The sequence below is a fragment of the Sphingomonas tagetis genome (genome assembly GCF_024211275.1).
Lineage (GTDB): Bacteria > Pseudomonadota > Alphaproteobacteria > Sphingomonadales > Sphingomonadaceae > Sphingomonas > Sphingomonas tagetis.
The window spans coordinates 1-26,414 of record NZ_JAMLDX010000006.1 but is presented as its reverse complement, the minus strand read 5'-3'; the positions used below and the strand labels follow the sequence as shown (position 1 = coordinate 26,414).

Annotated in this window: 25 protein-coding genes and 1 pseudogene; 13 read left to right on the top strand and 13 right to left on the bottom strand. The window is 65.7% G+C overall.

All coding sequences use genetic code 11. The features are described 5' to 3' along the window. Nucleotides 1-24: 24 nt before the first annotated feature. The 3 genes from M9978_RS09430 to M9978_RS09420 all read left to right on the top strand — a co-directional run bounded on the left by M9978_RS09430 (nt 25) and on the right by M9978_RS09420 (nt 2,609). Nucleotides 25-1,266, top strand: a complete 1,242-nt coding sequence (locus tag M9978_RS09430; protein ID WP_254292777.1) for a TIGR04063 family PEP-CTERM/XrtA system glycosyltransferase — start codon at nt 25-27, stop codon at nt 1,264-1,266. Continuing rightward, a complete protein-coding gene (locus M9978_RS09425) occupies nt 1,263-2,177 on the top strand; it encodes a hypothetical protein (protein ID WP_254292776.1) in 915 nt (304 codons plus the stop codon). Before M9978_RS09430 ends, M9978_RS09425 begins: the two co-directional genes overlap by 4 nt. Nucleotides 2,178-2,258: 81 nt before the next feature. Beyond that, entirely contained in the window at nt 2,259-2,609 is a 351-nt protein-coding gene (locus M9978_RS09420) for a S24 family peptidase (RefSeq protein WP_254292775.1), read from the top strand. A gap of 105 nt (nt 2,610-2,714) precedes the next feature. Here the strand turns inward: M9978_RS09420 and M9978_RS09415 are convergent, their stop codons facing one another. Together M9978_RS09415 and ligA are read right to left on the bottom strand one after the other, a co-directional pair. Continuing rightward, nucleotides 2,715-5,264 (bottom strand): TonB-dependent receptor, encoded by a 2,550-nt coding sequence (locus tag M9978_RS09415; RefSeq protein ID WP_254292774.1) that lies wholly within the window; start codon nt 5,262-5,264, stop codon nt 2,715-2,717. Between the two features lie 151 nt (nt 5,265-5,415). After that, a complete protein-coding gene (ligA, locus tag M9978_RS09410; protein ID WP_254292773.1) occupies nt 5,416-7,560 on the bottom strand; it encodes an NAD-dependent DNA ligase LigA in 2,145 nt (714 codons plus the stop codon). A gap of 100 nt (nt 7,561-7,660) precedes the next feature. On the opposite strand from ligA, the gene M9978_RS09405 reads away from it, so the two are divergent. Then, nucleotides 7,661-8,113, top strand: a complete 453-nt coding sequence (locus M9978_RS09405; RefSeq protein ID WP_254292772.1) for a hypothetical protein — start codon at nt 7,661-7,663, stop codon at nt 8,111-8,113. Between the two features lie 40 nt (nt 8,114-8,153). On the opposite strand, the gene M9978_RS09400 is transcribed toward M9978_RS09405, so the two are convergent. Next, complete coding sequence (locus M9978_RS09400) at nt 8,154-8,726, bottom strand: DUF3617 domain-containing protein (RefSeq protein ID WP_254292771.1); 573 nt, start codon at nt 8,724-8,726, stop codon at nt 8,154-8,156. A gap of 156 nt (nt 8,727-8,882) precedes the next feature. Here M9978_RS09400 and M9978_RS09395 point away from each other — a divergent pair, with 156 nt between their 5' ends. From M9978_RS09395 to M9978_RS09380, 4 genes are all read left to right on the top strand, one after another. Continuing rightward, complete coding sequence (locus M9978_RS09395) at nt 8,883-9,452, top strand: hypothetical protein (RefSeq protein WP_367305066.1); 570 nt, start codon at nt 8,883-8,885, stop codon at nt 9,450-9,452. Nucleotides 9,453-9,650: 198 nt separating this feature from the next. Beyond that, nucleotides 9,651-11,840 (top strand): excinuclease ABC subunit UvrB, encoded by a 2,190-nt coding sequence (gene uvrB / locus M9978_RS09390; RefSeq protein WP_254292770.1) that lies wholly within the window; start codon nt 9,651-9,653, stop codon nt 11,838-11,840. A 50-nt stretch (nt 11,841-11,890) separates the two neighbouring features. Then, on the top strand, nt 11,891-12,382 hold the full coding sequence (locus M9978_RS09385; RefSeq protein WP_254292769.1) for a hypothetical protein: 492 nt from the start codon (nt 11,891-11,893) through the stop codon (nt 12,380-12,382). Nucleotides 12,383-12,769: 387 nt separating this feature from the next. Next, nucleotides 12,770-13,345 (top strand): NADPH-dependent FMN reductase, encoded by a 576-nt coding sequence (locus tag M9978_RS09380; protein ID WP_254292768.1) that lies wholly within the window; start codon nt 12,770-12,772, stop codon nt 13,343-13,345. Here M9978_RS09380 and M9978_RS09375 read toward each other — a convergent pair. Both M9978_RS09375 and mutS read right to left on the bottom strand, forming a co-directional pair. Continuing rightward, a complete protein-coding gene (locus M9978_RS09375) occupies nt 13,338-13,496 on the bottom strand; it encodes a hypothetical protein (protein WP_254292767.1) in 159 nt (52 codons plus the stop codon). The two genes, M9978_RS09380 and M9978_RS09375, sit on opposite strands and share 8 nt — an antisense overlap. Further along, entirely contained in the window at nt 13,496-16,069 is a 2,574-nt protein-coding gene (mutS, locus tag M9978_RS09370; RefSeq protein WP_254292977.1) for a DNA mismatch repair protein MutS, read from the bottom strand. The genes M9978_RS09375 and mutS overlap by 1 nt, the downstream gene beginning before the upstream one ends. A 232-nt stretch (nt 16,070-16,301) precedes the next feature. Between mutS and M9978_RS09365 the strand changes: the two genes are divergently transcribed. Continuing rightward, a complete protein-coding gene (locus tag M9978_RS09365) occupies nt 16,302-18,560 on the top strand; it encodes an NADP-dependent malic enzyme (protein WP_254292766.1) in 2,259 nt (752 codons plus the stop codon). On the opposite strand, the gene M9978_RS09360 is transcribed toward M9978_RS09365, so the two are convergent. The 3 genes from M9978_RS09360 to M9978_RS09350 all read right to left on the bottom strand — a co-directional run bounded on the left by M9978_RS09360 (nt 18,557) and on the right by M9978_RS09350 (nt 20,780). Further along, the gene (locus tag M9978_RS09360) at nt 18,557-19,345 is read right to left on the bottom strand and encodes an SDR family oxidoreductase (protein ID WP_254292765.1); all 789 of its coding nucleotides are present in this window, start codon (nt 19,343-19,345) and stop codon (nt 18,557-18,559) included. The genes M9978_RS09365 and M9978_RS09360 overlap by 4 nt on opposite strands. A gap of 14 nt (nt 19,346-19,359) precedes the next feature. After that, entirely contained in the window at nt 19,360-20,505 is a 1,146-nt protein-coding gene (locus M9978_RS09355) for an acyl-CoA dehydrogenase family protein (protein WP_254292764.1), read from the bottom strand. Nucleotides 20,506-20,621: 116 nt separating this feature from the next. Next, a complete protein-coding gene (locus M9978_RS09350) occupies nt 20,622-20,780 on the bottom strand; it encodes a hypothetical protein (RefSeq protein WP_254292763.1) in 159 nt (52 codons plus the stop codon). 193 nt (nt 20,781-20,973) lie between these two features. Here M9978_RS09350 and M9978_RS09345 point away from each other — a divergent pair, with 193 nt between their 5' ends. From M9978_RS09345 to M9978_RS09335, 3 genes are all read left to right on the top strand, one after another. Next, a complete protein-coding gene (locus tag M9978_RS09345) occupies nt 20,974-22,359 on the top strand; it encodes a helix-turn-helix domain-containing protein (protein WP_254292762.1) in 1,386 nt (461 codons plus the stop codon). A gap of 169 nt (nt 22,360-22,528) precedes the next feature. Next, nucleotides 22,529-22,747 carry a PEPxxWA-CTERM sorting domain-containing protein gene (locus M9978_RS09340; protein ID WP_254292761.1) on the top strand — a complete coding sequence of 73 codons (219 nt, stop codon included), beginning with the start codon at nt 22,529-22,531 and terminating at the stop codon, nt 22,745-22,747. Between the two features lie 449 nt (nt 22,748-23,196). Next, on the top strand, nt 23,197-23,697 hold the full coding sequence (locus tag M9978_RS09335; protein ID WP_254292760.1) for a hypothetical protein: 501 nt from the start codon (nt 23,197-23,199) through the stop codon (nt 23,695-23,697). 14 nt (nt 23,698-23,711) lie between these two features. Here M9978_RS09335 and M9978_RS09330 read toward each other — a convergent pair whose 3' ends face one another. Then, entirely contained in the window at nt 23,712-23,948 is a 237-nt protein-coding gene (locus M9978_RS09330) for a hypothetical protein (protein WP_254292759.1), read from the bottom strand. A gap of 381 nt (nt 23,949-24,329) precedes the next feature. Here M9978_RS09330 and M9978_RS09325 point away from each other — a divergent pair, with 381 nt between their 5' ends. Next, nucleotides 24,330-24,560, top strand: a complete 231-nt coding sequence (locus M9978_RS09325) for a hypothetical protein (protein ID WP_254292758.1) — start codon at nt 24,330-24,332, stop codon at nt 24,558-24,560. Nucleotides 24,561-24,911: 351 nt separating this feature from the next. On the opposite strand, the gene M9978_RS09320 is transcribed toward M9978_RS09325, so the two are convergent. From M9978_RS09320 to M9978_RS09305, 4 genes and pseudogenes are all read right to left on the bottom strand, one after another. Beyond that, a complete protein-coding gene (locus M9978_RS09320; protein ID WP_254292757.1) occupies nt 24,912-25,232 on the bottom strand; it encodes a hypothetical protein in 321 nt (106 codons plus the stop codon). A 189-nt stretch (nt 25,233-25,421) separates the two neighbouring features. After that, nucleotides 25,422-25,655: a hypothetical protein gene (locus tag M9978_RS09315; RefSeq protein WP_254292756.1), complete on the bottom strand. Its 234-nt coding sequence runs from the start codon at nt 25,653-25,655 to the stop codon at nt 25,422-25,424. 20 nt (nt 25,656-25,675) lie between these two features. Further along, nucleotides 25,676-26,044 carry a hypothetical protein gene (locus M9978_RS09310; RefSeq protein WP_254292755.1) on the bottom strand — a complete coding sequence of 123 codons (369 nt, stop codon included), beginning with the start codon at nt 26,042-26,044 and terminating at the stop codon, nt 25,676-25,678. 266 nt (nt 26,045-26,310) lie between these two features. Next, a pseudogene (locus M9978_RS09305) lies at nt 26,311-26,414 on the bottom strand (IS5/IS1182 family transposase); the annotation flags it as partial.

Below are 26,414 nucleotides of genomic sequence, written 5' to 3'. Positions count from 1 at the left end.
CTGTCGTGCCAGTAAAAGCGCGTCATGCGCATCCTGCACGTCCTTGATCACTCGCTCCCGCTGCACAGCGGCTATACCTTTCGCACGCGCGCGATCCTCAAGGCGCAGATCGAGCGCGGCTGGACCGTCGCCGGCGTCACCGGCCCGCGTTACCACACCGGCGATTCGCCGTTCGAGACGCTCGACGGGATCGACTTCCACCGCACGCGCCAGATGCGCCGCCTGCCGCCGCTGGTTGGGGAGGGGGCGGAGATCGCAGCCTTTGCCCGGCGAATCGACCAGGTCGTTCAGCGCTTCCGTCCCGACATCCTCCATGCGCACTCGCCGGTGATCGACCCGCTCGCCGCGATGCATGCGTCGCGGAAGCACGTCATCCCGTTGCTCTACGAGATCCGCGCCTTCTGGGAGGATGCCGCGGTCGGCAACGGCACCGGCCGCGAAGGCTCGTGGAAATACCGCCTGACCCGCGCGCTCGAGACCTTCGCCGCCAGGCGCGCCGACGCGGTCGCGGTGATCTGCGACGGGCTCAAGCGCGACCTGATCGCGCGCGGCATCGATGCGGGCAAGATCATGGTCTCGCCCAATGGCGTCGACCTGCATCTGTTCGGCGAGCCCGCACCGCGCGACGCGGAGATTTCGGCGCAACTCGGCCTCGATGGCGCCGACACCATCGGCTTTATAGGCAGCTTCTACGATTATGAAGGCCTCGACGATCTGATCGCGGCGATGCCCGCTTTGCTCGCCACCAATCCCAAAGCGCGGCTGGTGATGGTCGGCGGCGGGCCGATGGAGGAGCGCCTGCGCGCGCAGGCCTGGGCGTCCTCGGCGGCCAACGCGATCCACTTCGTCGGCCGCGTGCCGCACGAACAGGTCGAGCGCTATTATTCGGTGATCGACCTGCTGGTCTATCCGCGTAAGCACATGCGGCTGACTGATCTCGTTACGCCATTGAAGCCGATCGAGGCGATGGCGCAGCGGCGGCTGGTCGCGGCCTCCAATGTCGGCGGCCATCGCGAGCTGATTCGCGACGGCGAGACCGGCACGCTGTTCGCGCCCGACGATCCCGCCGCGCTCGCCCGCGCCGTCGCCAACGTGTTCGAGAACCGCACCGGCTGGGACGCCCAGCGCGAACGCGGCCGCGCATTCGTCGAGACCGAGCGTAACTGGTCGTCAAACATTGCTCGCTATGAACCTGTTTACCACGCGCTGATCGACGCGCTTGGGGGGAACAAGAAATGGTCGCGTACAGCCTCGTTCAACGTTTGACGCCCAATCTCGTGCTGGCCGTGGCCGGCGCAGTGGGTGTGATCGCCGCCTTGGGCGCGCTGCTCGTGCCGGGCGCGCTGTTCGAGAGCGCGGTGCTGACCGGCGGGATTGCCGCCTTCATGCCCGCGGCGGAACCGCCGCTGGGCACGACTGCGCGCATTTGCCTCGCGGCATTTGCCGGCGGCGGCGTCGCATTGCTCGCCTGGGCAGGGCTCACCTTGCTCACCGGCCTGCCTCAGCTTCGCGTCGAATTGGCAAAACGCGGTCCCGTCGTGCGCCGCGCCGACGCGCATCCCGATGCGCCACCGCGCGAACCGCTGCGCGCGGGCCGCGATCTCGGCTTCGAGCCGGCGGTCGAGGCCGATGAACTCGAACTCGAGCTCGAGCCGTTCGACCTCGACGTGCTCGAATTGCCCCCGGAACCGGTGATCGCGATGGGCGCCCCGGCACCCACCGCAGAGTCGCCGATCGAATCCGATTTCCAGCCCGAAGCCGAGCCGATCGCCCTGCCGATTCGCGCCGACGCACCGCCGCCGCCGCCGGTCCAGCCGCTGCCGGCCGATCTCGACCTGCCGCTCGCGGTGTTCGATCCGGGCGCGCTGCCCGATGCGCCGCTCGAAGCACCGCGGCCGGTCGCCCCGCTGCTCCGTTCGCAGCCGCGTGCGCCTGTCTATGCCCAGGGCGAGCGGTTCGAAACCTTCGATCTCTCGCTGGCCGTGTCTCCGCCGGCCGAGCCCGCGACCGCGCCGATCACCGGCCCCGAGACCGTGGCAACCGTCCATTCGCTGCTCGACCGGCTCGAACGCGGCATCGCGCGGCGCGCCCTGCCCGCCGATTCCGAACCGATGCCCGAAACGCAGGGCCTCGAATCGGCACTCGAATCGCTGCGCCGCATGGCGGTTCGCGGCTAACGCTCCTCCACCGTCAACGCTTCGATCTCGATTTCCACGGCATCGCCCGTTCGACGCGCGGCGGCTGAAGGACTGGTGACGGTGGCGCGCGTTGATGCCGGCGCATCGGCCGGACCGGGCCGAGCGGTGGAACAGGAATGGCGCAGCCAGATGCTGCTTGATCCCGGCCTGTTGCGCCGGCTGGGGGTGCGTGCCGACATGGCCTCCACCATCCGCGTCGAAGGCGCGTCTATGGAGCCGGGCCTGTTCGACGGCGACGAGATTCTGGTCGATCGCGCGCGCCGATCGCTGGGACCGCGCCCGGGCATCTTTGTGTTCCGCCGCGACGGGCTGTTGACGGTCGAGCGGCGGCGGCGGGTCGGGGACCCGAGATCGTCAGCGACGATCCGGCTTTTCCCGTCCAGCTTGCCCCGGCCGCGGCGATCGATGTGACCGGCCGGGTCGTCTGGCTGCACCGCGCGCTGATCTGCGGCGCACAAAAGAAAACCGCCGCTCCATCGCTGGAGCGGCGGCTGTTTGTCGCCGATCGGCGTTCGATCAGAACTCGAAGCGGATCGACCCGATGACCGTGCGCGGCGCGCCGAAGGTGAAGCGGGGCGTGCCCGAGGTCACCGACCCGGCCGTGGTGAGGTTGCCGAAATACTTTTCGTTCAACAGGTTGCTCACGTTCACCTGCAGGTACGTCTTCCTCAGGCCGGCAAAGCTCAGGCTCAGGCGGGCGTCGAGATCGACCACCGTATAACCCTTTGACACGATGTCGTTGACATCGGTCACGAAACGGTCGCCGGTGTGCTTGGCCTGAACGCCGACCGACACGGGATCGAACGACAGCTGCGCGCGGCCACCGAACTGCCATTCCGGGGTCTCGACCACGAACTTGCCTGCGGTGAGCAGACCGCCCGCATTCTCCTTCAGCTCGGAGTCGGTGTACGACACGAAGCCATAGAGCGACACGCCGCGGACCGGCTGGACGCCGAGGCTGAAATCGACGCCCTTGGTCTGCACCTCACCGACGTTGCGGTCGGCGTTGATGTTGCCGGCGCCGCCCTCCAGCTCGATGATCGTGGTGATGATGCGGTTGTTGTACTTGATGTACCAACCCGCCAGCTGCGCCTGGATCATGCCCGAAGTGTAGCGCAGGCCGAGATCATAAGAGTCGGTCTTCTCCGGCAGCACGTCGATCGACGGATTGATCTTCACATCGTCGAAGCCATAGAGATTCTCGGTGCGCGGTGCCGAGAAACCCTTGGAATAGCTGGCGAACGCGCTGACCTTCGGCGCGAAGTGATAGGTGAGACCGATATTCGGCAGTACTGCCTTATAGGACTTGATGCGGTTCTGGTACGGCGCGCCATAAGTCGCCGTGGTCGCATTCGCCGCGACCTGCGCAGCGGTCTCGCCCGTGCAATATGCTTCGCTCGAGTTGCTGGGGATAGTGTAACAATAATTGTTGAGGTTACGGCGGAAGAACGGCGCGCGCACGCCGATCGCCACGTTCAATGCCTCGTCGAAGAACTTGCCGCGATATTCGCCCGAAATCTGATGCAGGATCGCATAGGACAGGCGGTTGCGCTTCATAAGCACGTTGCCTGCCGCGTCGGTGACCTCATAGTCCTCGCCATACACGGCGCCGAACGGATTGAAGGGCTGACCGGTCCCTTGGAGGTTGCTCGCCTCGCCGGTCTGGCGGTGACGGGCGCGGTCCCACGTGTAGGCGAGACGGACGAGGTGCTCGTCGCTGATGTCGTAACGCAGGCCGACGATCGCCGTCAGGCGCGCGGTGCGCGTGATGGACGGCGTGTAGAGGCGGACATAGTCGACCGCATCGCCGTCGCCGTTGAGATCGGCGCCCGCCGCGATACCCGCGCCGACGCGATTGTACTGATAGTTGATCAGGCCGCTGGTCTGCGACGAGGGTGCGATACCGAACGCGCCGGCATTGCGTTCGGACAGAACGGTCGAGCCGCCGCCGGTCGCCTTGGTGTACTGATAGCCGCCGTCGATGGTCAGCGTCAGCTTGTCGCTCAGCGAGAAGCGCGAGTTGAAGCGGGCGTTACCGGTGTTCGAAGGGTTGATCGCGGTGGTGGCGAGGCTGCCGCACAGCGCGTTCGTGCGGTCGTCCTGCACCGTGCCATTGCCCGCCGGTACATTGGCCGAAGGCAGCACGCAGCTGGGCACCGAGCGGAACGCCGTCGATTGATCGTTGAACACAGCATCCCACTGCGCATCGGTAAGATCGACAACGATCGGGTTGGCCACCGTGCCGGTGGTCGGGATCACGCTTGTACCGACGATGGTGCGGATATTGGCGAGCGACGGATTGTTGTAGAAGCTGTTGCGAGCGCGGTTGTAGTGGCCCGCAACCGAGATGAAATCGTTGCCCCCGAGCGGCTGATAGATCTTGCCGTTGAGCTGCCAGCGCTTGATCTTGCCCGGACCACGGAACTGGTCATAGCTCTGCGTGCTCGCTGCAACCCACGCCTTCGTCCCCCACGGACCGACCTCGCCGGTGTGGATCACGCCAAACGCGCGGTTCATGTCGTTGGTGCCGTGCGAATAGGCGGCGGCAGCGCCCAACTCGTCCTTCGGCATCAGCGAACGATAGTTGACGGTGCCGCCGGCGGCGCTGGCGGTCGGCGAGTCGACGTCGGTGGCGCCGAAGTTGACATTGACCTGCTCGATCAGCTCGGCGTCGAGTACCTGCGACGGATACAGCGCATAATTGCCTGAGTCATTGGTCGGCAGGCCGTCGAACGTCGCAGAGATGCGAGCGCCATCAAAGCCGCGGATACGGATGTTACCGCCAGAAGCGCCATAGGCGTCGGCATTCGTGAAGCTGACGCTGGGGATCAGGTTGATCGTGTCGAACACGGTCTGGCCGGGCGTGCGGCGCTCGATCAGCTCCTGCGTGATCACAGCCTTCGCCTTCGGCGTTTCAGGCAGTTGGATGCCGTTGGTGTCGGCGGGGCCGACTGAACCGGTGACGACGATCTCTTCGACATCCGTCGAGCCGGTCGACTGGGCATAAGCCGAGGCCGGCAGCATGACCGCGGCAAAGGCCACACTGGTGAGCAGTTTCGAACGCATTGGTGTCCCCCATGGGCATGATTTTGGCCGGCGCCACGCCGGTGCTGCGGCCCCTTTAGCGGCATTTATGTCGTGAAAGTGACGGAGGAAATCGCCGCCTCATAGTCATTCAAGATTCTTTTGCTGCGTTGCAAAAAGGCATCACCTGCAACTATTGCGCTGACGCTACGATTTCCGCCCATTCCGCTTCGCTGACCACGCGGATTCCAAGCTCGGCGGCCTTGCGCGCTTTCGATCCGGCGTCGCTTCCGGCGACCAGTAGGTCGGTTTTCGCCGACACCGAACCCGCGACTCGGGCGCCGAGCGATTCGGCCTGCGCCTTGGCCTCGTCGCGGCTCAGCGTCTCGAGCTTGCCGGTGAACACGACCGTCTTGCCGCTGACCTGCGAGTCGCGCGTCTCGACCACGAAGTCGGGCGGGCTGACCTCGGCGAGCAGATCGTTCCACACCGCGCGGTTGTGCGGCTCGTGGAAGAAGTCGGCGAGCGCATGGCCGACCGCCGCGCCGACATTCTCCACCCCGATCGCCTCGGCGATTGCCTTGTCGAGCCGGGTGCGGTGCTTCGCCTCGGTCTCGCCCAGCGCCGGCGGCGTCGCCTCGCGCAACGCGATCAGTTCATCGGCGAGCGCCTGCAGCGCGGGCAATGTCGCGTAGCGTTTGAGCAGGTCGCGCGCCGTCACGATGCCGACATGGCGGATGCCGAGCCCGAACAGCAGCCGCGCGGCGTCGGGCGACCGTTTCGCCTCGATCGCGGCGAGCAGATTGTCGACCGATTTGTCCTTCCACCCCTCGCGCCCGAGCAGTTCGTCGCGATGCGCGGCGAGCCGGAAGATGTCGGCCGGCTCCGCGATCCAGCCGATCTCGAGGAACTCGACGATCGTCTTCTCGCCCAGCCCCTCGATGTCGAGCGCGCCGCGGCTGACGAAATGCCGCAGCCGCTCCAGCCGCTGCGCCGGACAGATCAGTCCGCCGGTGCAGCGATAATCGACTTCGCCTTCTTCGCGTGTCGCCTCGGATTGGCAGATCGGGCAGTGCGTCGGAAACACATAGTCGTCCCGACCGGCATCCCGCGTCAGGTTCTCGACGATCTGCGGGATCACGTCGCCCGCGCGCTGCACCACCACCCGGTCGCCCGGCCGCACGCCCAGCCGCGCGATCTCGTCGGCATTGTGCAGCGTCGCGTTGGTGACGGTGACGCCGCCGACCGTCACCGGCTCGAGCCGCGCGACCGGCGTCAGCTTGCCGGTGCGCCCGACCTGAATATCGATGCCGCGCAGCGTCGTCTCGGCGCGCTCGGCGGGGAATTTGTGCGCGATCGCCCAGCGCGGCGCACGCCCGACGAACCCCAGCCGCGCCTGCCAGTCGAGCCGATCGACCTTGTAGACCACGCCATCGATATCGAACGGCAGATCGGCGCGTTGCGCCTCGATCGCGCGATATTGCGCCAGCGCGGGCTCGACCTGACCGCAATGGACGAACAGCGGATGGACCGGAAAGCCCCAGCCCGCGATCGCCTTCATCACCTCATACTGCGTCTCGCCCGGCAGTGCCGCCGTCTCACCCCAGCCATGCGCCAGGAAGCGCAGCGGGCGCGAGGCGGTCACGCCTGCATCCTTCTGCCGCAGCGATCCGGCAGCGGCATTGCGCGGATTGGCGAATTGCCGCGCTTCCTTGCCCGCCGCTTCGGCCTCGGCCAGCAGCCGCGCATTGAGCGCGAGGAAATCGTTCTTCGCCATGTAGACTTCGCCGCGCACCTCGAACACGTCCGGGGCATCGGCGGGCAGTTCGGTCGGGATGTCGGGAATCGTCAGCACATTCGCGGTGACATTCTCGCCGACCTGCCCGTCGCCACGCGTCGCCGCCAGCACGAGGCGGCGCTTCTCGTAGCGCAGCGAGCAGGACAGCCCGTCGATCTTTGGCTCGGCGGTCAGCGCCACCGGCTCGCTCTCGCCCAGCGCCAGGAACCGCCGCACGCGCGCGACGAACTCGGCCACCTCGGCGTCATCGAACGCATTGTCGAGGCTCAGCATCGGTCGCGCATGCGGCACCTTGGCGAGATGTCCCGCAGGCGCCGCACCAACCTGCCGCGAGGGTGAATCCGCGCGGACCAGCTCTGGAAACGCCGCCTCGATCGCCGCGTTGCGCCGCATCAGCGCGTCATATTCGGCATCGCTGATCTCGGGCGCGTCGTCGGTGTGATAGAGCCGGTTGTGGCGCGCGATCTCGGCCGCCAGCATTTCCAGCTCGGCGGCGGCCTCGGCCGGGCTCAGGTCTTCAGGCACGGGGAGCTTGTCCATGCCCCCTCGCTACCGTTCCGCGCCGGAGGCATCAACCACCACGCGCGCTTGAGCCACATCCCGCCGCGATGCTATCGATCCGGGGACGGGGAGGGCACAAGTGAACGAAGTGACGCGCGCACCGTGCCGCTACGAGACCACGCTCGACCGCGTCGGCTTGGCGCTGGCGACGGGCGGAGGGCTGGGCAGCCTCGCCGTGCTGCTGCTGGTGATCGCCGGCGGGCAGCGCGATCCCCTGCAATGGCTGACCGCAGCGGCATTGGGCGCGCTGTTCACCACGCTTGCGATCGCCGCGGTCGGCGCGCCGGTCTGGCTGGCGCTGCACATCGCCGGCTATCGCCGCGCCTGGCATGCCGGGGCGCTCGGCGCGGCGCTGGCGATGATCCTGTTCGTCGCCGGGCAGACTCAGGGTTTCGGGCTGTTCGGCCTGCCGGGCGATAGCGACACCGTCCTGTTCCGCTGGCTCAGCGCGCTCGCCACCAGCGCGCTGCTCGCGGCGGTGGCGGCCGGGATCGCCGTCGCGATGTGGCGGGTGGCGTACCGGCCGGTTTGACTTCTTGGTTCGGCTGCGCCGGATGCGTTAGCGGATCAAATCATGCCTTCACCGCGGCGTCGGCCTTCTTCTCTTCCTCCGCCGTGCAATCGCCGATGCGCTTGCCGCTCGACTTGGCCTTGATCTTCATCGCCGGGCCATTGGGCGAAGTGGCTTCCATGTCGTTGTCGATCGCGAAGCTCTCGTCGTCGAACGTGCCGGCGACGCGCATCTTCATCGCCCCGCCCATGCCCTGTGCGGGGCAGACGAGCGTGCCGTCGATCTTGCCGCCGTCCATCTGGAAATTCTCGTATTTGCAGCGGCCCTGGCTGCGCGCGATGACCTCGGCTGGCGGGCTCTCGGCCTGCTTCTTCGTGATGCAGCTGGTGCTGGTCTGGACCTTCTTCAGCATCATCTCGGTCATCTGCTTTTTCATCTCGCCGTCGAGGCCGGGGATGTCGACCGACACGGTCTGGATCGTCATCTCCCACTTGCCGGGCTTGAACCGCGTGCCCCCCGCCGCATCGACCTTCTTCGCGACCTCCTCGGGCGAGGCGTTGGTTAGCGAGACCTCGTTGTCGCCGCAGGCGGTAAGCGCAAGGGCGGTCAGGGGGATGAGAACGGCGTGGCGCATCGGTCGGACTCCTCTCGTATGTCGCATGGCTGTCCGTTCCGGAGGTGGAATGCAACAGATGAATTGTTCTTTATTTGTTCCGGCTTTCGTGCGACGCGTGCGGCCGTAGAGGGGAGACATGACATAGGTTGGAAGCCGGCGGTCGCAGCAATTGCCTTGATCTTTCTGGGCACTGGCCCCGCCGTCGCCAGCCCTCCCCAAAAGCCCGCTGCGCCGTCGCTCGGCATCGCGACCGCCTCGTCTGACGAGCGCTGGCAACGCGTCTATGTCGCCAAGCGAAAAGCGGCGCGCAAGCCGAAGGACAAGCTGGCTGCACTCGGCCCGGTGATGTCCGGCATCGCGACGGAAATCGCACGCATCGCCGGAGATCCCGAAGGTGCATTCCTCTATGTCGAGATCACGCAGGGCTGGGTCGAGTCCAGCGTGTTCCGGCGCGATGGCAAGGTCGTGCGCTATTTCGATTGGGAGGAAGGGGAGACCGATCTGCCCGATCTTCTGTTCGATGCATGGTATCTCGAGTCGGCGAAAAAGAACATGCGCTGGTCGGTCCTCGAATGCGTCATCAAGGGCGGCAAGTTCGAGGTGAAGATGCGTTATCCCGACGAGGTTGATGTCGCGGTCGAAGACCCCGAGCGCCGCCGTGCCGCGCTGCGCGCGCAATCCGGCAAGCGGCGTGTGGTTTATCCGCCCGCGCAGACGCCGCGGCTGTCCGGGCCGGTCGCGTAGAGGGTGTGACCTTTGGGACTTTTCGAACGGGCGAGTCCAGGCGCGGCGCGCGAGTGTCGCGCAGGTGTCACGTCAGCGGCGCTTCGCATCGCGATTGCGGCGCTTTACGCCTGACACCCGCTCAAATGTGTCAACTTCGTCAACTTGCGCGTTAGACCGCTTGATTGTGTCAACCTGATCGGACCCCATATCCCCGCCATGGTCATTCAGATCCGCACCAATCTCGACGAGCCCGAAACCGGCCAGAGCTTCGTCCCGCACCGTCCGCAGCGCCCCCCGAAATCCGAGGGCGGCCGCGCGTTCAAGCTGGTCAGCGAATATACCCCGTCCGGCGACCAGCCGACCGCGATCGCCGAGCTGACCGAGGCGGCGTTGGCCGGCGAGCGCGATCAGGTGCTGCTCGGCGTCACCGGCTCGGGCAAGACCTTCACCATGGCCAAGGTGATCGAGGCGCTTCAGCGTCCGGCGTTGATCCTCGCCCCCAACAAGATCCTTGCCGCGCAGCTCTATGGCGAGTTCAAGTCGTTCTTCCCCGAGAACGCCGTCGAATATTTCGTCAGCTATTACGACTATTACCAGCCCGAGGCCTATGTGCCGCGGTCGGACACGTACATCGAGAAGGAAAGCTCGGTGAACGAGGCGATCGACCGGATGCGCCATTCGGCCACCCGCTCGCTGCTCGAACGCGACGACGTGATCATCGTCGCCTCGGTCTCGTGCATCTACGGCATCGGTTCGGTCGAGACCTATTCGGCGATGATCTTCGACTTGAAGAAGGGCCAGGTCGCCGACCAGCGCGAGATCATCCGCAAGCTTGTCGCGCTCCAGTACAAGCGCAACGACGCGGCGTTCAACCGCGGCAATTTCCGCGTGCGCGGCGACAGTCTCGAAATCTTCCCGTCGCACTATGACGACACCGCCTGGCGGATCAGCTTCTTCGGCGACGATATCGAGGAGATCACCGAGTTCGATCCGCTGACCGGCGCCAAGGTCGCCAGTCTCGACACGATCCGCGTCTATGCCAACTCGCACCACGTCACGCCTGGCCCGACACTCAAACAGGCGATGGAGGCGATCAAGCACGAGCTCGCCGAGCGGCTCAAGGAACTGCACATCGAAGGCAAATTGCTCGAGGCGCAGCGGCTCGAACAGCGCACCAATTTCGATCTCGAGATGATCGCCGCCACCGGCAGCTGCGCGGGGATCGAGAATTACAGCCGCTTCCTCACCGGCCGCCTGCCCGGCGAGCCGCCGCCGACCCTGTTCGAATATCTGCCCGAAAACGCCTTGCTGTTCGTCGACGAGAGTCACCAGACCGTGCCGCAGATCGGTGCGATGGCGCGCGGCGATCACCGCCGCAAGATCACGCTCGCCGAGTACGGCTTCCGCCTGCCGAGCTGCATCGACAACCGCCCGCTGCGCTTCAACGAATGGGACGCGATGCGGCCGCAGACGGTTAGCGTCTCGGCGACGCCGGGCGGCTGGGAAATGGAGCAGACCGGCGGCGTGTTCAGCGAACAGGTCATCCGCCCCACCGGCCTGATCGACCCGCCGGTCGAGATCAAGCCGGTCGAGGAGCAGGTGCAGGATCTGATCGTCGAATGCCGCAAGACCGCCGAGATGGGCTATCGCACGCTCGTCACCACGCTGACCAAGCGCATGGCCGAAGACTTGACCGAATATATGCACGAGGCCGGGATCAAGGTCCGCTACATGCACAGCGACGTCGAGACGCTCGAGCGGATCGAGCTGATCCGCGACCTGCGCCTGGGCGTCTATGACGTGCTCATCGGCATCAACCTGCTGCGCGAAGGGCTCGACATCCCCGAATGCGGACTCGTCGCGATCCTCGACGCCGACAAGGAGGGATTCCTGCGTTCCGAGACCTCGCTGATCCAGACGATCGGACGCGCCGCGCGCAACGTCGAGGGCCGCGTGATCCTCTATGCCGACCGCGTCACCGGCAGCATGGAGCGCGCACTCAACGAGACCGGCCGACGCCGCGAAAAGCAGGAGGCCTACAACCTCGAACACGGCATCACCCCGACCACGATCAAGCGCAACATCGGCGACATCATCGCGCATGTGGCGAGCAAGGATCAGGTTACGGTCGAGATCGAGGACGGCCCGGCGCACATGGTCGGCCACAATCTGCGCGCCTATATCGAGGAACTCGAAAAGAAGATGCGCGATGCCGCCGCCAACCTCGAATTCGAGGAAGCCGGCCGCCTGCGCGACGAGATCCGCAGCCTCGAGGCGGAAGAGCTTGGCCTGCCGCACGAACTGCGCCGCGCGCCGGTGATGGGCCGCAGCAACGAGGGCAAGCCAGGCACGCGCAAGACGCGTTACGGCAAGGTGCAGCGCAAATGGGGTGGGGCAAAGCGTTGAGTGGCGGCGAACGGTTGAGCCGCCGGACTCGCTCCCCCATAAGGTTGTCCATGCGTAACCTTCTCGCCTGTGCTTCGCTTGCCATCCTCGCCGGTTGCGTGGCGCCGTCGGCCCCGCCGCCTGCGCCGGCGCGCCCGGTACCGGTTCCCGCACCTGCCCCGGCACCCGCGCCGCCGCCCCCCGCCGCCAGCAGCGACTGGCGCGACTGGCCGGTGACGCCGGGCAATTGGAGCTATCGGCGCGACGGGCAGGGGACGGGGGCGGTCTATGGATCGGGCGGTGCGGCGGTCTTCTCGATCCAGTGCGAGGCCGGCGGTAGCAGGCTGATCCTCGCCCGGGGTACGGCTTCAGGCCCGATGACGATCCGCACCACCAGCACCGCGCGCAGCCTGTCGGGCGCGGCGTTGCCCGCCAGCGACCCGCTAATCGATGCGATGGGCTATAGCCGCGGGCGATTCATCGTCGAGAGCGCATCACAGCCGCCGCTGGTGATTCCTGCCTGGGCAGAGGTGCTTCGTGTCGCTGAGGATTGCCGGCGCTGAGCTGTCATGCGCCAGAACTTTGAGATTCGCCGATTTCGCGATGCATTACAAGACTTGTTCTATGAGTCAGGATGATTCAAAGTTCATCCGTGCCCAGGCCGGGTACAGCGTTTTAACAAGCGAAAGGAGGTGATCCGATGTCTCATGGTTCAGCAGTGGGGTCGGTTCAGTTCGTTCGGGAGACGCGCCGCTAAGATCCGATGCAACCGGTGGAAGCCCTCCACCGGCACGGCGCACGGGGGGTATCCTCCCCCAATCAACGGCGCCAGCAGCGGACAAGCGGCCCGCATGGTCTCCCGGGCTGGAGCTTCCGGCCGCTGACCATGTCGGAGGTCACCGGGTGCCAGGGATGGCCCCGGTGGCCTCTTTCATTTTGGGAGCACGCGCATGGCCGACCGCATTCTCGTTTTCTACGGCTCCTACCGTGAAGCGCGCGTCGGCATCCGGCTGGCCCGGTGGATCGTCGCGCAACTGGCGGCGCGCGGTCTGGACGCCGAGCTGATCGACGCCAGGGATGTCGGGCTGCCGATGCTCGACAGGCGCTACATGGACTATCCGCCGGGCGAAGCGCCGGCCGCGATGGAAACGCTGGCCGAAAAGCTGCGCAGCGCCGACGGATTCCTGTTCGTCGCCGGCGAATATAATTGGGGCATGCAGCCCGGCCTAAAGAACCTGACCGACCATTTCCTCGCCGAATGGGCACGCCGCCCGGCTGCCATCGTCAGTTACTCGGCGGGCCGGCTCGCCGGCGCGCGCAGCAACTCGATGTGGCACCCGACGCTGACCGGGATGGGTATGGCGGTGGTGCCCGCGACGATCACCGTCGCGCAGATCGGCCAGACGCTCGACGAGAAGGATGAGCCACAGGGCGAGGGCGGGCAGGCGCTGGTGCGCGGCTTCCCGCGCTTCGCCGACGAATTACTGTGGTGGATCGCGGCGGCGAAGGCGGCTCGCGCTAGCTGAGCAGCAGCGCGATGCCGACGACCAGCGCGATCGGGATCGCGGCGAGCAGCGCGAACGCCGCCATCACCTGCCACGCGCGCGCCGTCGAATAACCGTCGCGCACGGTCACGAAGACGATCTGGATGATCCCGAAAAGGCCGGATTCGCGCATCAAAGGTCCATCAAAGTCTTGAGCCGGTAGAGCGTATCCAGTGCATCACGCGGGCTCAGCGCGTCGATATCTAGTGCGCCAAGCTCGGCGCGCAATGCATCGACCGCTTCCTCTTCCTGCACCATCGCCGCGGCGAACAGCGGCAGGTCGTCGAGCCCCGCGGCGATCCCCCCGGTCTTCTCGCGTCCCGCCTCAAGCTTCGCCAGCACCGCCTTGGCGCGCGCGAGAGTCACCGGCGGCAACCCGGCGAGCCGCGCCACGGCGAGGCCATAGCTGCGGTCGGCAGGTCCTTCCGCGACCTCGTGCAGCAGCACCAGATCGCCCTTCCACTCGCGCGCCCGCACATGGTGCAGCGACAGCGCCTCGCACCGCTCGGCCAGTCGCGTCAGTTCGTGATAATGCGTCGCGAACAGGCAGCGGCAGCGATTGTCCTCATGGATCGCCTCGACCACCGCCCAGGCGATGGCGAGCCCGTCATAGGTCGAGGTGCCGCGCCCCACCTCGTCGAGGATCACGAAGCTGCGTGGCGTCGCCTGCGCCAGGATCGCGGCGGTCTCGACCATCTCGACCATGAAGGTCGAACGTCCGCGCGCGAGATTGTCCGAAGCGCCGACGCGGCTGAACAGCCGGTCGACCAGCCCGAGCTTCGCCCGCGCCGCCGGGACATAGGCACCTGCCTGTGCGAGTACGGCGATCAGGGCATTCTGGCGCAGGAAGGTCGACTTGCCGCCCATGTTCGGGCCGGTGACCAGCCACAGCCGATTGGATTCGGACAGCGCACAGTCATTGGCGACGAAACGCTCGCCACTGCGTGCCAGCGCCGATTCGACCACGGGGTGGCGTCCGCCCTCGACTTCGAAACAGGCGTGATCGACCAGCACGGGCCGTGTCCATCCGCCCTCCGCCGCGCGCTCGGCCAGCGCCGAGGCGACATCGAGCCTTGCCAGCGCGTCGGCGGTCGCGGCAATCGCTTCGCGCCGATCAAGCGCGGCGGCAGTCAAGTCCTCGAGATGCGCGGCCTCGGCGGTCAGCGCATGCGCGCCCGCTTGTGTCACCTTGATCGCGATCTCGTGCAGCTCGGGCGCGTTGAAGCGGACCACGCCGGCCAGCGTCTGGCGATGGGTGAAGCCGCTGTCCGGGCGCATCAGCTCATCGGCATGTTTCGCCGCGACCTCGATATGATAGCCGAGCACGCCATTATGCTTGATCTTGAGCCCGGCGATGCCCGTGCGCTGCTTGTAGTCGGCCTCCAGCGCGGCAATGGCGCGGCGTCCGCCGGCACCGGCATCGCGCAAATCGTCGAGCGCGGCGTCATAGCCCTCGGCGATATAGCCGCCATGCGCTGCATCGATCGGCGGCGAGGGGACGAGCGCGCGCTGGAGCAGGTCGATCAACGCGCCATGCCCGCGCAGATCCGGCGCGACCGCGGCGAGCAGTTGCGGTGGTTGGGGCAGCTTCGCCAGTTTCTCGCCGAGCCGCCACGCCCCGTCGAGTCCGTCGCGCAGCTGGCCTAGATCGCGCGGCGAACCGCGCCCCGCGGCGAGACGCCCCAGCGCGCGGCCGATATCGGGCAGCGCGCGGAGGCTGGCGCGGAGGTCGTCGCGCAGATTCTGTTCGTCATGGAAGCGCTGGACGAGGTCGAGCCGGGCTTCGACAAGCGCGCGGTCCATCAGCGGCGCGGCGATATCGGCAGCGAGCAGCCGCGCGCCTGCGCCGGTGACGGTGCGGTCGATCGCGTCGAGCAGGCTGCCCTTGCGCGCGCCTGACTGGTTCTGCGTCAGCTCAAGGCTTTCGCGTGTCGCCGCGTCGATCGCCATGCACGCGTCGCTGCGGGTGATGCGCGGCGGACGCAGGAACGGGAGTGAACCCTTGGCGGTGTGTTCGAGATATGCCGCAAGCCCGCCCGCGGCTGACAGCGCGGCCCGGTTGAACTGGCCGAACCCGTCGAGCGTCGCCACGCCGAACAACTTCTTGAGCCGCGCCTCGCCGCCGCTGCTGTCGAACTCGGCCTTGGGGCGAGAGCTGGTCGCGTCGAGGCTCTCGCTGCCCTCGGCCGCGATCACCTCGACCGCATTGAGACGGGCGAGCGCCGCGCCGACGGCCTCCGCGCTGCACTCCAGGATTTCGAACCGCCCGGTCGAAATATCCGCCGCGGCGATCGCCGTCTCGCCACCGGCTTCGCCGATCGCGGCGCACCAGTTGGCGGTGCGGCTGTCGAGCAACGCCTCCTCGGTCAGCGTGCCCGCGGTGACGACGCGGATGATCGCACGCGCGACCAGCGCCTTCGACCCGCCGCGCTTCTTTGCCTCCTCGGGCGTCTCGATCTGGTCGGCGATGGCGACGCGGTGTCCCGCCTTGATCAGCCGGGCGAGATAGCCCTCAGCCGAATGCGCCGGCACCCCGCACATCGGGATGCGCTCGCCGTCATGCTCGCCGCGCGCGGTCAGCGCGATGTCGAGCACCGCGCTCGCCGTCTTGGCATCGTCGAAAAACAGTTCAAAGAAATCGCCCATCCGGTAGAAGAGCAGACAGTCGGTCGCCTCCGCCTTGAGCGCGAGATATTGCGCCATCATCGGAGTGGGGGCGGCAGTCATCGGCGCGGAGGTAGCCGAGGCGGTGGAAACGGACAATGGCGCCGTCGGAAGCCCGACATGATTCGTGTGGATCGTCGAACTGTGCGCTTTTCCGCACATTCCGGTCCCGCCGATCGGCGCAGCAGCAACGGCATCGATAGCTGCCCTTCCGCGCTCTCACGTTGCAATCCGCCCCGCCCCGACCCTAAAGGGGGCCAACCGGGAGAGACGCATGTCCGAAGAAGCCAATGTCCAGTTTTCCGAGCGCGAGGCGCTGCTGTTTCATTCGGAGGGCCGGCCCGGCAAGATCGAGATCGTCGCGTCGAAACCGCTGACCACGCAGCGCGACCTGGCGCTGGCTTATTCGCCCGGCGTCGCCGTGCCGGTGCAGGCGATCGCCGACGATCCCGCGACCGCCTACGACTATACCGCCAAGGGCAATCTCGTCGCGGTGATCTCCAACGGTACCGCCATCCTCGGCATGGGCAATCTCGGCGCGCTCGCCTCCAAGCCGGTGATGGAGGGCAAGGCGGTGCTGTTCAAGCGCTTCGCCGATGTCGATTCGATCGACATCGAGCTGAAGACGGAAGATGTCGACCGCATCATCGACGCCGTCGAGCTGATGGAGCCGAGCTTCGGCGGCATCAACCTCGAGGATATCAAGGCGCCCGAATGCTTCATCATCGAGCAGACGTTGCGCGAGCGCATGAACATCCCGGTCTTTCATGACGACCAGCACGGCACCGCGATCATCACCGCGGCGGGCCTGATCAATGCCTGCCTGCTGACGGGCCGAAAGATGGACGAGATCAAGGTGGTGGTGAACGGCGCGGGCGCGGCCGCGATCGCCTGCACCGAATTGATCAAGGCGATGGGCGTCCGTCAGAACAATGTGCTGATGTGCGACCGCAAGGGCGTGATTACGCAGGACCGCGAGGGCGTGAACCAGTGGCAGTCGGCGCACGCCGTCGCCACCGACCGGCGCACGCTGACCGAAGCGCTGGTCGGCGCCGACGTGTTTCTCGGCCTGTCGGCGGCCGGCGCGCTCAAGCCCGAGATGGTCAAGGACATGGCGCCCGCGCCGATCATCTTCGCGATGGCCAATCCCGAGCCCGAGATCCGTCCCGAGCTGGCGAAGGAAGTGCGTCCGGATGCGATCGTCGCCACCGGCCGCTCGGACTATCCCAATCAGGTCAACAATGTGCTCGGTTTCCCGTTCATCTTCCGCGGCGCGCTCGACGTGCGCGCGACCGGGATCAACGAGGAGATGAAGATCGCGGCGGCGCATGCCATCGCCGAGCTGGCGCGCGAGCAGGTGCCCGAGGAAGTGGCGCTGGCCTATGGCCGCGTGCACAGCTTTGGCGCCGATTACATCATCCCGGCGCCGTTCGATCCGCGATTGATGGAGGTCGTGCCCGCCGCGGTCGCCAAGGCGGCGATGGATTCGGGCGTCGCGACCAAGCCGATCCTCGACATGGCGGCCTATCGCCATACGCTCAAGGGCCGGCTCAACCCCACCACCTCGGTGCTGACGCTCGCTTATGAGGGCGCCCGCGCGCATCCCAAGCGCGTGATCTTCGCCGAGGGCGAGGAAGAAGTGGTGCTGCGCGCCGCGATCGCCTTCCGCGACGGCGGCTATGGCACGCCGGTGCTGGTCGGCCGCGACGACGTGCCCGACCGGCTGCGCGCGCTCGGCGTGAGCGATCCCGAGAGCTTCGAGGTGCATAACAGCCGCAACTCGCCGCTCGTCCCGGCGATGGTCGACTTCCTCTATTCGCGGCTCCAGCGGCGCGGCTATCTCCGCCGCGACGCCGAGCGGATGGTCAATCAGGACCGCAACATCTTCGGCTCGCTGCTGCTCCAGCTGGGCGAGGGCGACGCGATGATCACCGGCATCACCCGCCCCTATGCGCAGAACATGCGCGAGATCCGCCGCGTGATCGACGTGGCCGAGGGTCGCACGGCGTTCGGCGTGCACATCATGGTCGGCCGCAGCCACACGGTGTTCATCGCCGACACCACCGTAAACGAGCGTCCCACCGCCGAGGAACTCGCCGACATCGCCGAGCAGACCGCGCAAGTCGCGCGGCGCATGGGCCATGAGCCGCGCGTCGCCTTCCTCAGCTATTCGACCTTCGGTAACCCCAAGGGCGCGTTCCTCGACAATATCCGCGACGCCGTGCAGGTGCTCGACGCGCGGCAGGTCGGCTTCGAATATGAAGGCGAGATGGCGCCCGACGTCGCGCTCAACCCGCGCCAGCTCGCCAACTACCCCTTCGCGCGGCTGTCCGGTCCGGCCAACATCCTGATCATGCCCGGCCTCCAGTCGGCCCATATCTCGGCCAAGCTGCTGCGCGAGCTGGGTGGCGACAGCATGATCGGGCCGATGCTGATGGGCATGGAAAAGCCGGTTCAGGTCGCGCCGATGACCTCGACGGCGAGCGAGCTGGTGACGCTGGCGGTGCTGGCGGCTGGCGGTATCGCGCGCTAGGCGTCGATGCTGGTGCCCAGCGACGCGTTGACCAGCCCGCCATCGACCACCAGCGTGTCGCCAACGACATAGTTACTGGCCCGGCTGGCGAGGAAGATCGCGGCGCCGGCCATGTCCTCGGGCGTGCCGGTGCGGCGCATCGGGATGCGCTTCGCCACCTCGTCGCCATGATCGCGGGCTGCCTTGTTCATGTCGCTGGCGAACGCCCCGGGCGCGAGGCTGGTGACGATGATGCCATCCCGGATCAGCCGCGCCGCCATGCGCTTGGTCAGATAGATCAGCGCCGCCTTCGACGCGTGGTAGCTGTAGGTTTCCCACGGATTGAGCCGCAGCCCGTCGATCGAGGTGATGTTGATCACCTTGGACGGCGCGTCGAAACTCGCCTGCGCTTTCAGCAGCCCGTGCAGCGCCTGCGTCAGGAAGAAGGGCGACTTGACGTTGAGGTCCATCACCTTGTCCCAGCCGCTTTCCGGAAACTCCTCGAACGGCACGCCCCAGGCGGCGCCGGCATTGTTGACGAGGATGTCGAGACGGTCCTCGCGCGTGGCGAGCTCTGCCGCCAGCGCCTTGCAGCCCTCGACCGTGGCGACATCCATCGGCAGCGGGATGCAGTTGGGGCCGAGCTCGGCGGCGGTCTCCTCGCACGCCGCCGCCTTGCGCGAGGAAATATAGACCTTCGCGCCCTGGGCGATGAAGCCTTCCGCGATCATCTTGCCGATGCCGCGGCTGCCGCCGGTGACGAGTGCGATCCGGCCGTCGAGACGGAAGAAATTGCTGGTGTCCATGTCTTTCCCCTTGATCAGCCGCCGCGTTTCAACGTTTCGCGGGCGATGATGAGCTGCTGGATCTGGCTGGTGCCTTCATAGATGCGGAACAGGCGGACGTCGCGGTAGAGCCGCTCGATGCCATAGTCGGCGATGTAACCGGCGCCGCCGAAAATCTGCACGGCGCGGTCGGCGACTCGGCCAACCATCTCGGTCGCGAACAGCTTGGCGGCGGCGGATTCGAGTACGACGTCCTTGCCTTCATCCTTGGCCTGAGCGGTTTCGAGGACGAGCGCGCGGGCGGCGAGCGCCTCGGTCTTGCTGTCGGCGATCATCGCCTGAATCAGCTGGTGCTCGGCGATGGGCTTGCCGAACTGGCGGCGTTCGCCGGCATAGGCGACACTGTCGGCGATCAGCCGCTCGGCAACGCCGACGCTGACCGCGCTGATGTGCAGCCGACCGCGGTCGAGCACGCGCATCGCCAGCCGGAAGCCTTCGCCTTCTTCAGCGAGCCGGTTGGCAGCGGGGACGGGGACGTCGTCGAAGATCACGTCGGCGACCTTCGCGCCGCGCTGCCCCATCTTCTTCTCGGGCTCGCCGATCGAGATGCCGGGCAGGTCGCGCGGCACGAGAAAGGCGGACACGCCGCGGGCACCGGGTTCGTCGCTCGTCCGTGCCATGACGGTGAACAGCGACGCCTTGTCGGCATTGGTGATGAAGCGCTTGGTGCCCGACAGCCGATAGGTGTCGCCCTCACGAACGGCGCGCGCCTTCACCGCGCCGCTGTCGCTGCCGACATCGGGTTCGGTCAAGGCGAAGCTCGTGATGATTTCGCCGCTGGCGATGCGCGGCAGCCACTGCGCCTTCTGCTCGGGCGTGCCGGCCATGACGAGGCCCTGGCTGCCGATGCCGACATTGGTGCCGAAAGCCGAGCGGAAGGCGGGGGTGGTGCGGCCCATCTCGATCGCAACCTTCGCCTCTTCCAGCATCGTCAGGCCAAGCCCGCCATAGTCCTCGGAGATCGACAGCCCGAACAGGCCCAGCGCCTTCATCTCCGCGATGATGGGGTCGGGTATCGCGTCGGCGGCTTCGACCTCGGCTTCGAGCGGGCGGAGCCGTTCCGTGACGAAGCGGCGGACCGTGCCGATCAATGCATCGAACGTCTCAGGATCAAGACTCACCGGCGATCCGCTCCATACCCTTTATTCGAATCGAGCGAATAGCAGTGCGCCGAAACAGACGCAAATGCCCGCCGGGCAATCCCCGACGGGCATCAATCTTTCTTAGCAGCTGTGCTTCAGCCGAGCCGGCCGAGGCGGTGGTAGAGGTTCGCGAACTGGACCGAGCGGGGGTCGTCTGCGATCTTGCGGGTGTAGTCGGCGACCGCTTCCTTGAGCAGGGCGAAATCGGCGGTCGAGAAGATCGGGCGGGCGCGGGCGGGTTCGGGACCGGTCATCGGGGCAACTCCTCACTGTAAATCAGACTAGGTTTTGTATGAACGCTGATTGTCGAAGTTGACAGTTTTTACGGGGGTCAAAGACGGTCGCGGTGTGCTTTCCGCGTGACAAAGATTGGATATTCTGTAAATAATTGACATCGTCATTCGCTCATCCTTGGGCGAAGGTGACAGAAACGGGGCGTGTAGGAAAATGGCGGAGCGCAAGCTGTTCGCGGGGCATGCGGTGCGGCGGTTGCGGCGCGGGCTGGCGCTGACGCAGGCGGCGATGGCCGAGAGCTTGGGCGTCTCGGCAAGCTATCTCAACCTCGTCGAACGCAACCAGCGGCCCTTGTCGGCGACGCTGATGCTGTCGCTGGCCGAGACCTTCGATTTCGATCCGCGCTCTTTGTCGGCCGGCGAGCCGGGCGGCGGTGAGGAAGCGATGCGGCGGCGGCTCGCCGATCCGCTGTTCGCCGATATCGAGATCGACCGCAGCGAACTGACCGAATGGCTGGCGGGCGCGCCGGGCGGGGCAGAGGCGTTTGCGCGCGCCTATGACCGGCTCGGCGGCGCGGGCGCGGCAACGCCGGGGGAGGGGGAAGATCCCGGCGCGGCGGTGCGGCGCGAAGTCGAGCGCTGGCGCAATCATTTCGCCGATCTCGACGCGACCGCCGAAGCGCTCGCCGACGGGCTGCGCATCGCGTCGAGCGACGTGTTCGGGGCGATGGCCGAGCGGCTGCGCGTCAAGCATCAGCTGTCGATCCGCGTGCTGCCGATCGAGGTGCTGGCGGGCATCCGCACGCGGCTCGACCTGCATGCAAGGCAGCTGCAATTGAGCGAAGCGCTCGACCCGCCGAGTCGCGTGTTCGCGCTGGCGCGGCAGCTCGCGGGCGAAGCGCGCGCGGAGATCGACGCGCTGGTGCGCGGCGCGGGCTTCGCCGATCGCGTGGCCGAGCGGCTCTATCGCCGCCACCTCACCGGCTATTTCGCCGCCGCGGTGATGATGCCCTATGCCCGTTTCCTGCGCGCGTGCGAGGCGACCGGCTATGACCTCGAACTGCTGCGCCGCCGCTTCGGGGCGAGCGCCGAACAGGTCGCGCACCGGCTGACGACGCTGCAGCGCGTCGGCGCGCGCGGGCTGCCCTTCTTCATGCTGCGCATTGACCGCGCCGGGCAAGTCTCGAAGCGCTTTGCCGGGGCGAGCGGCTCTCCCCTCGTCGAATCGACGGTGCCATGCCCGCTGCTCGATGCCTATGCCGCCTTTGCCCGGCCCGACGAGCGGATCGTCCAGCTGGTCGAACTGGAGGACGGGTCGCGCTGGTTCACCTCGTCGCGCTGCGTCGCGCCACCGGGCGGCTGGGCCGGCGCGGTGCGCGCGCGTTTCGTGGTGACGCTGGGGCTGGCGGCGAGCGCCGCGACCGGCCTTGCCGCAGCCCGCGGGCTCGATTTCGGCGGTGAGGCGGTGCCCGTGGGGCTGGGCTGTCGGGCGTGCACCCGCGCCGACTGTCCCCAGCGCAGCGCCCCGCCCGCGGGCCGCGCAATGCTGGTCAACGAACGCGAGGCGGGGGCATCGCCGTTCGGTTTCGCGGGGGATTAGAGGGGCGGGTTACGACCCCGTTGTAGTCGTAGGCAAGGGAGTGCGGCTGCGTGGCTGATAAAAGGCGCGCGCGTAGCTCCGCACGATCCGACGCGTAATATATATTCATCCGGCGCTTTATCAGTGCAGATACGCCGCGCCCATCCTGCGGGCGGCCGGTTCAGCGCAAATGAACTTCCGTCACTTTTTCGAGTTTTCTTACGCAAATGCGAATGGCGCGCCGATTAACCTGATCGAAGCGGTGGACAACATAACTTTCAATACCGCGATTTCCGCTGTGCCCGAGCCTGCGACTTGGATCATGATGTTGCGCGGATTCGGCTCGATCGGATTTGCTATCCGCCGCCGCAAAGTGGCAATCAATACGGTGAGCCATAATTTTGCATGATTGGACAGATTAACTAAGCGCTGCCGGTCGGGAGGCTGGCGGCGCTTCGTTATTTACGAAGTCCGCTTCCAACCCATCTTGAGCCGTCACGCCGGTGATGCGGCGATCCTGATAACGGTCAGGCGGCACACGACCCCTTACGAGACGTTATGGCGGTGATGGCACGGCGCCACCCCGGACATCAGGCCGCGCATTGAGCCAGACCCGTTAGCGCTACCTAGGTCAGCGCGACCCCTTGATTGCGCTGTAGCCGGTTACCGCTGTCGCTGTGGAACGTCGAGGACCTGTTGTTCGAACGCGGCATCGACACCTGCCACTAGACTGTCCGGATGAGGCGACATCGCCACGGCTGGCCGCGTCTCGATCGCTCAAGCTGCGAGCCAAGTGTCACGAATAAGGCGTAGATAATTTGCAGCGACTCGGCGCCGTTGCGATGGTAAAAAATGACTATGCACGTGTTGCTGATTGCGGCGTTCTTCGCCCCCGTCATGCCGCAAGAGGATGCTGGTCAAGCGCAGCCTTCGAACCGGCCGCAGCCGGGTGAGCGCGCCAATGTGAAAGCTGGTGACTGCGAAACCTGTCAGGCTGATAAGTCCATCCGCATTGAGAACCAAAGCGGCCAGGTGATCAGCAGTATCGCAATCCGCGTCACCAAGTCTTCACGCCAAGGATTTGGCCAGCTGGTTCGAAGTATGGGCACATTGGGAATTAACCTGCGGTTGCCTGGCAATGCTCCACTCGCGGCACGCAGCTCGGCCCAGATACCGGTCGACAGCACCTCCTGCACCAGACTTGTTTCTGTCGTGATCGAACTTGCGGACGGAAGGAAGGTCCACAAGGTAGCCGTTTGCGATCAGCCCGTGACGTTGACCGATGCTGACCTGGCTGCAGCTGTGCCGCGCGTTTCGCCGTCGCCTGCACCGCCTGCGCCACCACCAGACGGGCAGTAATGTCGGCGCGTGGTTTATCCCTGAACCACGCGCAACGACGGCCCTTGGTCATTCAAGCGCCGCTCGTACTGCAAAGCGAACTCGCGGTGAATTTTCGCGATGCCAGGATCGGTCGCAGTCTCCGCTCGAAGCAGGCTGTCATGGTAGCGGCGTTCGAGGTAGCTGCGGTCTTGCTCGGCAAGCATGTTGAAAGCTCCCTTGGTGCGTGGCAGCTTTCCATTTGCTGTCGTCAGCGCCGTGATCGAGGCCATGACGCCAATAGACTTGGCATAATCCCGATGCCTCCAACAAGCGAGTCGCCTCAAACGCCGTCGAACGTCTTTTTCCGGGCTAATTCAGATCAATGCCCGCGGCAACGGTCGCGCCGATGAAGCAATGGTCAACAGGCAAGCGCCGCAGCCTTTGAGTGAAATCAACTAACAGCAGGTTTCAGCAACCATCGCCGGCATCGCTTTTGCTGAGCTGAGCGCCGAGACCGCAACGGAGCCGGCGTCGGTCCATACCGGAGATCATGAGGCTGCAGCGCCGGACAGGCAAACGCCGCAGTGCAAGGCAACGCGATCATTTCAGCGTTCACCCCTTTCCCAAATCGGTCATCAATCCCAGCTAAGCAAGCAAGAGGAGGATCGGCGATGACGCAGCCCAAGACATTTGCGCCCGAGCTGATCGCTTGCATCGCCGAGGGCCGCCATCCCCGCGTTACCGAGCTCAATCGCGTCGCGGATCGCATCCAGGCCGACCTTCAGTTATGCCGGGTGCCATTTGCTCAGGGTTCGAACGCGCGACTTCTGGTCGTAAAGGCCGCGCACGCTGCCTTGGTTGGCGGCGATTCGAGCATGGCTGGCGCCAGTCGCGGAAATTAGTCTGGTTGAAAATCTGGGCGACAGCATGGGTAGTGCTTTGTTCATAGCTGAGGCCTACTCGACGCCGGTCGCCCCGGCTCCGGACAGCATCCGCCGGGGCGACGTTTTACTGCAGCTTTGGACGAAGCGGAGCCTGTCGGAGAGTCCAACTCCGGACGATGTAACTGTCGAATCAAGAGACGCCAGACCCGTTTCGTTCGAGAACGGGGCACCGCTGCAAATCCAAGATTTCTGGCCTGCATTTGATCTCACATTGGACCCGCCGCTCCAACGTCCACGCTCAAACGAACCAGTAGCTGGCCTGTTTGAAATCCGGTCGATTTCCGCTTGCGGCAGCCGCTGATTGTCGCGCTATTCAGTTACAGCTCCCAACCACTCCCAACCCGCGTAGACCGTGCCGGAAAGCTCCGCCAGCGAGCACATCAGCTTCGCGGTCTCTTCCACCCATTCGTCCGACAAGACGGCTTCTTCTCGTACCTTGGCAGTAGCCGTGCATTCCGATTGATCAATTATATAGCGCCCGAGATCGAGCTTCGCCTCCAGTATCGCGCACTGCGAGCACCATTTGGATCCGTTGCGATTGCGCGTCTCGCTCGTTTCCGAGGCGATGAAGTGATGTTGAACAATCTGGGATGCGCTTAGATCGGCCGTGGCGCGGATCAACTTGATCATCTCCCGGCTGTGCCGCACCGAGTTGCCAAAGCAGCCGCGCATTGCGTCGCCATGCCGCGCGCGCAATCTTCAGACAACTTCTATCGAATACATATTCTTGATCGAGTTACTCAAATTGAGCTTTTGGGGGAGTCTATTCGCCCGTCCACAACTCTCAAGCACCGGCATCTGAGCCGCGTCCGCCGTTCCTCACGCGCCCTGTGTGTGACGATCCTCAATCATTGCGCGCATCTGTGAGGCCAGGCCATATAACGCGCCTATTGCCGCACATTTGGCGACCATCGACAACTCGAAGCCGTTGAGCGCAGCGACGACAAGGCCGATAGACATGCCGATTGTCGAACCGTCCCAAATGGCGCTTTTGTCGCCCTTGAAGCTCGACAGGAGGGCCACACCTGCGGCCCCATAGACAATCCACCACATATCGTTGCCTCCCCGAAACATCATGCGCTGAATTTCGTTACCGATTTCACATCATTCGCGAAAAACGGATTGGGCCACGGCGATCGCTCGCCCCAGTGGAAAATCAGATAGGGGTGACTGGGAATGATCACGGCGATCTCGGTATCGCTGAAGACCGGCGCATCCATCCAGTTCCTACGAGAAAACTTCTTCTCCCGCGGTCGAGTGCCACACAGTTGGCAACCAACGGTGGCAGTCCACCCGACCCCGCCAAGCTCAAAGGTGATCGAATATATACGCTCCTCGATGGGCGGAACGGACCCACCTCCCGTCGCAGCGAAGCGGCCGTAAATCTCTTCTTGCCGATCAGCGGGCACGCCGGGGATATAGAACTCAGGCGGCGGTCGCATGTCCAAGACTTACCAAGGCACGCTTGCGATGGCCACGGGAGGGTTCTGCTGATCTTCGACTTACCGCTGATCTGTGAGCCATCGCCTGCTGGACATAGGGGTTTGTTCACGACCTAGGACTAGCGGAGCGAGGTCGCCCCGGCATCGGACAGCATCCGCCGGGCGGCCGCCGCTTCAAAGGCTACTGGCCCCAAAGTGCCTACCGCCCATTAACCAGCATCAATGTGGTCACACCAGAATCGGCCTAAGAGTCCGTTTGAGAATGCTTACGGATGAACGATGCGGCGGAGCATGAGGCTGCCGAGGGCGACGTGGATCATGGCTTCGGAGACGTCGAGGCGTTTTTCGTAGTCGCGCACGAGGCGCTTCC

Coding starts and splice junctions, on each gene's coding strand:
- M9978_RS09380 (WP_254292768.1), top strand. CDS start 12,770: ATGGCCGACCGCATTCTCGTTTTCTACGGCTCCTACCGTGAAGCGCGC.
- M9978_RS09320 (WP_254292757.1), bottom strand. CDS start 25,232: ATGATCAAGTTGATCCGCGCCACGGCCGATCTAAGCGCATCCCAGATT.
- M9978_RS09400 (WP_254292771.1), bottom strand. CDS start 8,726: ATGCGCCACGCCGTTCTCATCCCCCTGACCGCCCTTGCGCTTACCGCC.
- M9978_RS09335 (WP_254292760.1), top strand. CDS start 23,197: ATGCACGTGTTGCTGATTGCGGCGTTCTTCGCCCCCGTCATGCCGCAA.
- M9978_RS09430 (WP_254292777.1), top strand. CDS start 25: ATGCGCATCCTGCACGTCCTTGATCACTCGCTCCCGCTGCACAGCGGC.
- M9978_RS09350 (WP_254292763.1), bottom strand. CDS start 20,780: ATGACCGGTCCCGAACCCGCCCGCGCCCGCCCGATCTTCTCGACCGCC.
- uvrB (WP_254292770.1), top strand. CDS start 9,651: ATGGTCATTCAGATCCGCACCAATCTCGACGAGCCCGAAACCGGCCAG.
- M9978_RS09340 (WP_254292761.1), top strand. CDS start 22,529: ATGAACTTCCGTCACTTTTTCGAGTTTTCTTACGCAAATGCGAATGGC.
- mutS (WP_254292977.1), bottom strand. CDS start 16,069: ATGATGGCGCAATATCTCGCGCTCAAGGCGGAGGCGACCGACTGTCTG.
- M9978_RS09365 (WP_254292766.1), top strand. CDS start 16,302: ATGTCCGAAGAAGCCAATGTCCAGTTTTCCGAGCGCGAGGCGCTGCTG.
- M9978_RS09345 (WP_254292762.1), top strand. CDS start 20,974: ATGGCGGAGCGCAAGCTGTTCGCGGGGCATGCGGTGCGGCGGTTGCGG.
- M9978_RS09315 (WP_254292756.1), bottom strand. CDS start 25,655: ATGTGGTGGATTGTCTATGGGGCCGCAGGTGTGGCCCTCCTGTCGAGC.
- M9978_RS09375 (WP_254292767.1), bottom strand. CDS start 13,496: ATGCGCGAATCCGGCCTTTTCGGGATCATCCAGATCGTCTTCGTGACC.
- M9978_RS09330 (WP_254292759.1), bottom strand. CDS start 23,948: ATGGCCTCGATCACGGCGCTGACGACAGCAAATGGAAAGCTGCCACGC.
- M9978_RS09360 (WP_254292765.1), bottom strand. CDS start 19,345: ATGGACACCAGCAATTTCTTCCGTCTCGACGGCCGGATCGCACTCGTC.
- M9978_RS09415 (WP_254292774.1), bottom strand. CDS start 5,264: ATGCGTTCGAAACTGCTCACCAGTGTGGCCTTTGCCGCGGTCATGCTG.
- M9978_RS09310 (WP_254292755.1), bottom strand. CDS start 26,044: ATGCGACCGCCGCCTGAGTTCTATATCCCCGGCGTGCCCGCTGATCGG.
- M9978_RS09325 (WP_254292758.1), top strand. CDS start 24,330: ATGACGCAGCCCAAGACATTTGCGCCCGAGCTGATCGCTTGCATCGCC.
- ligA (WP_254292773.1), bottom strand. CDS start 7,560: ATGGACAAGCTCCCCGTGCCTGAAGACCTGAGCCCGGCCGAGGCCGCC.
- M9978_RS09385 (WP_254292769.1), top strand. CDS start 11,891: ATGCGTAACCTTCTCGCCTGTGCTTCGCTTGCCATCCTCGCCGGTTGC.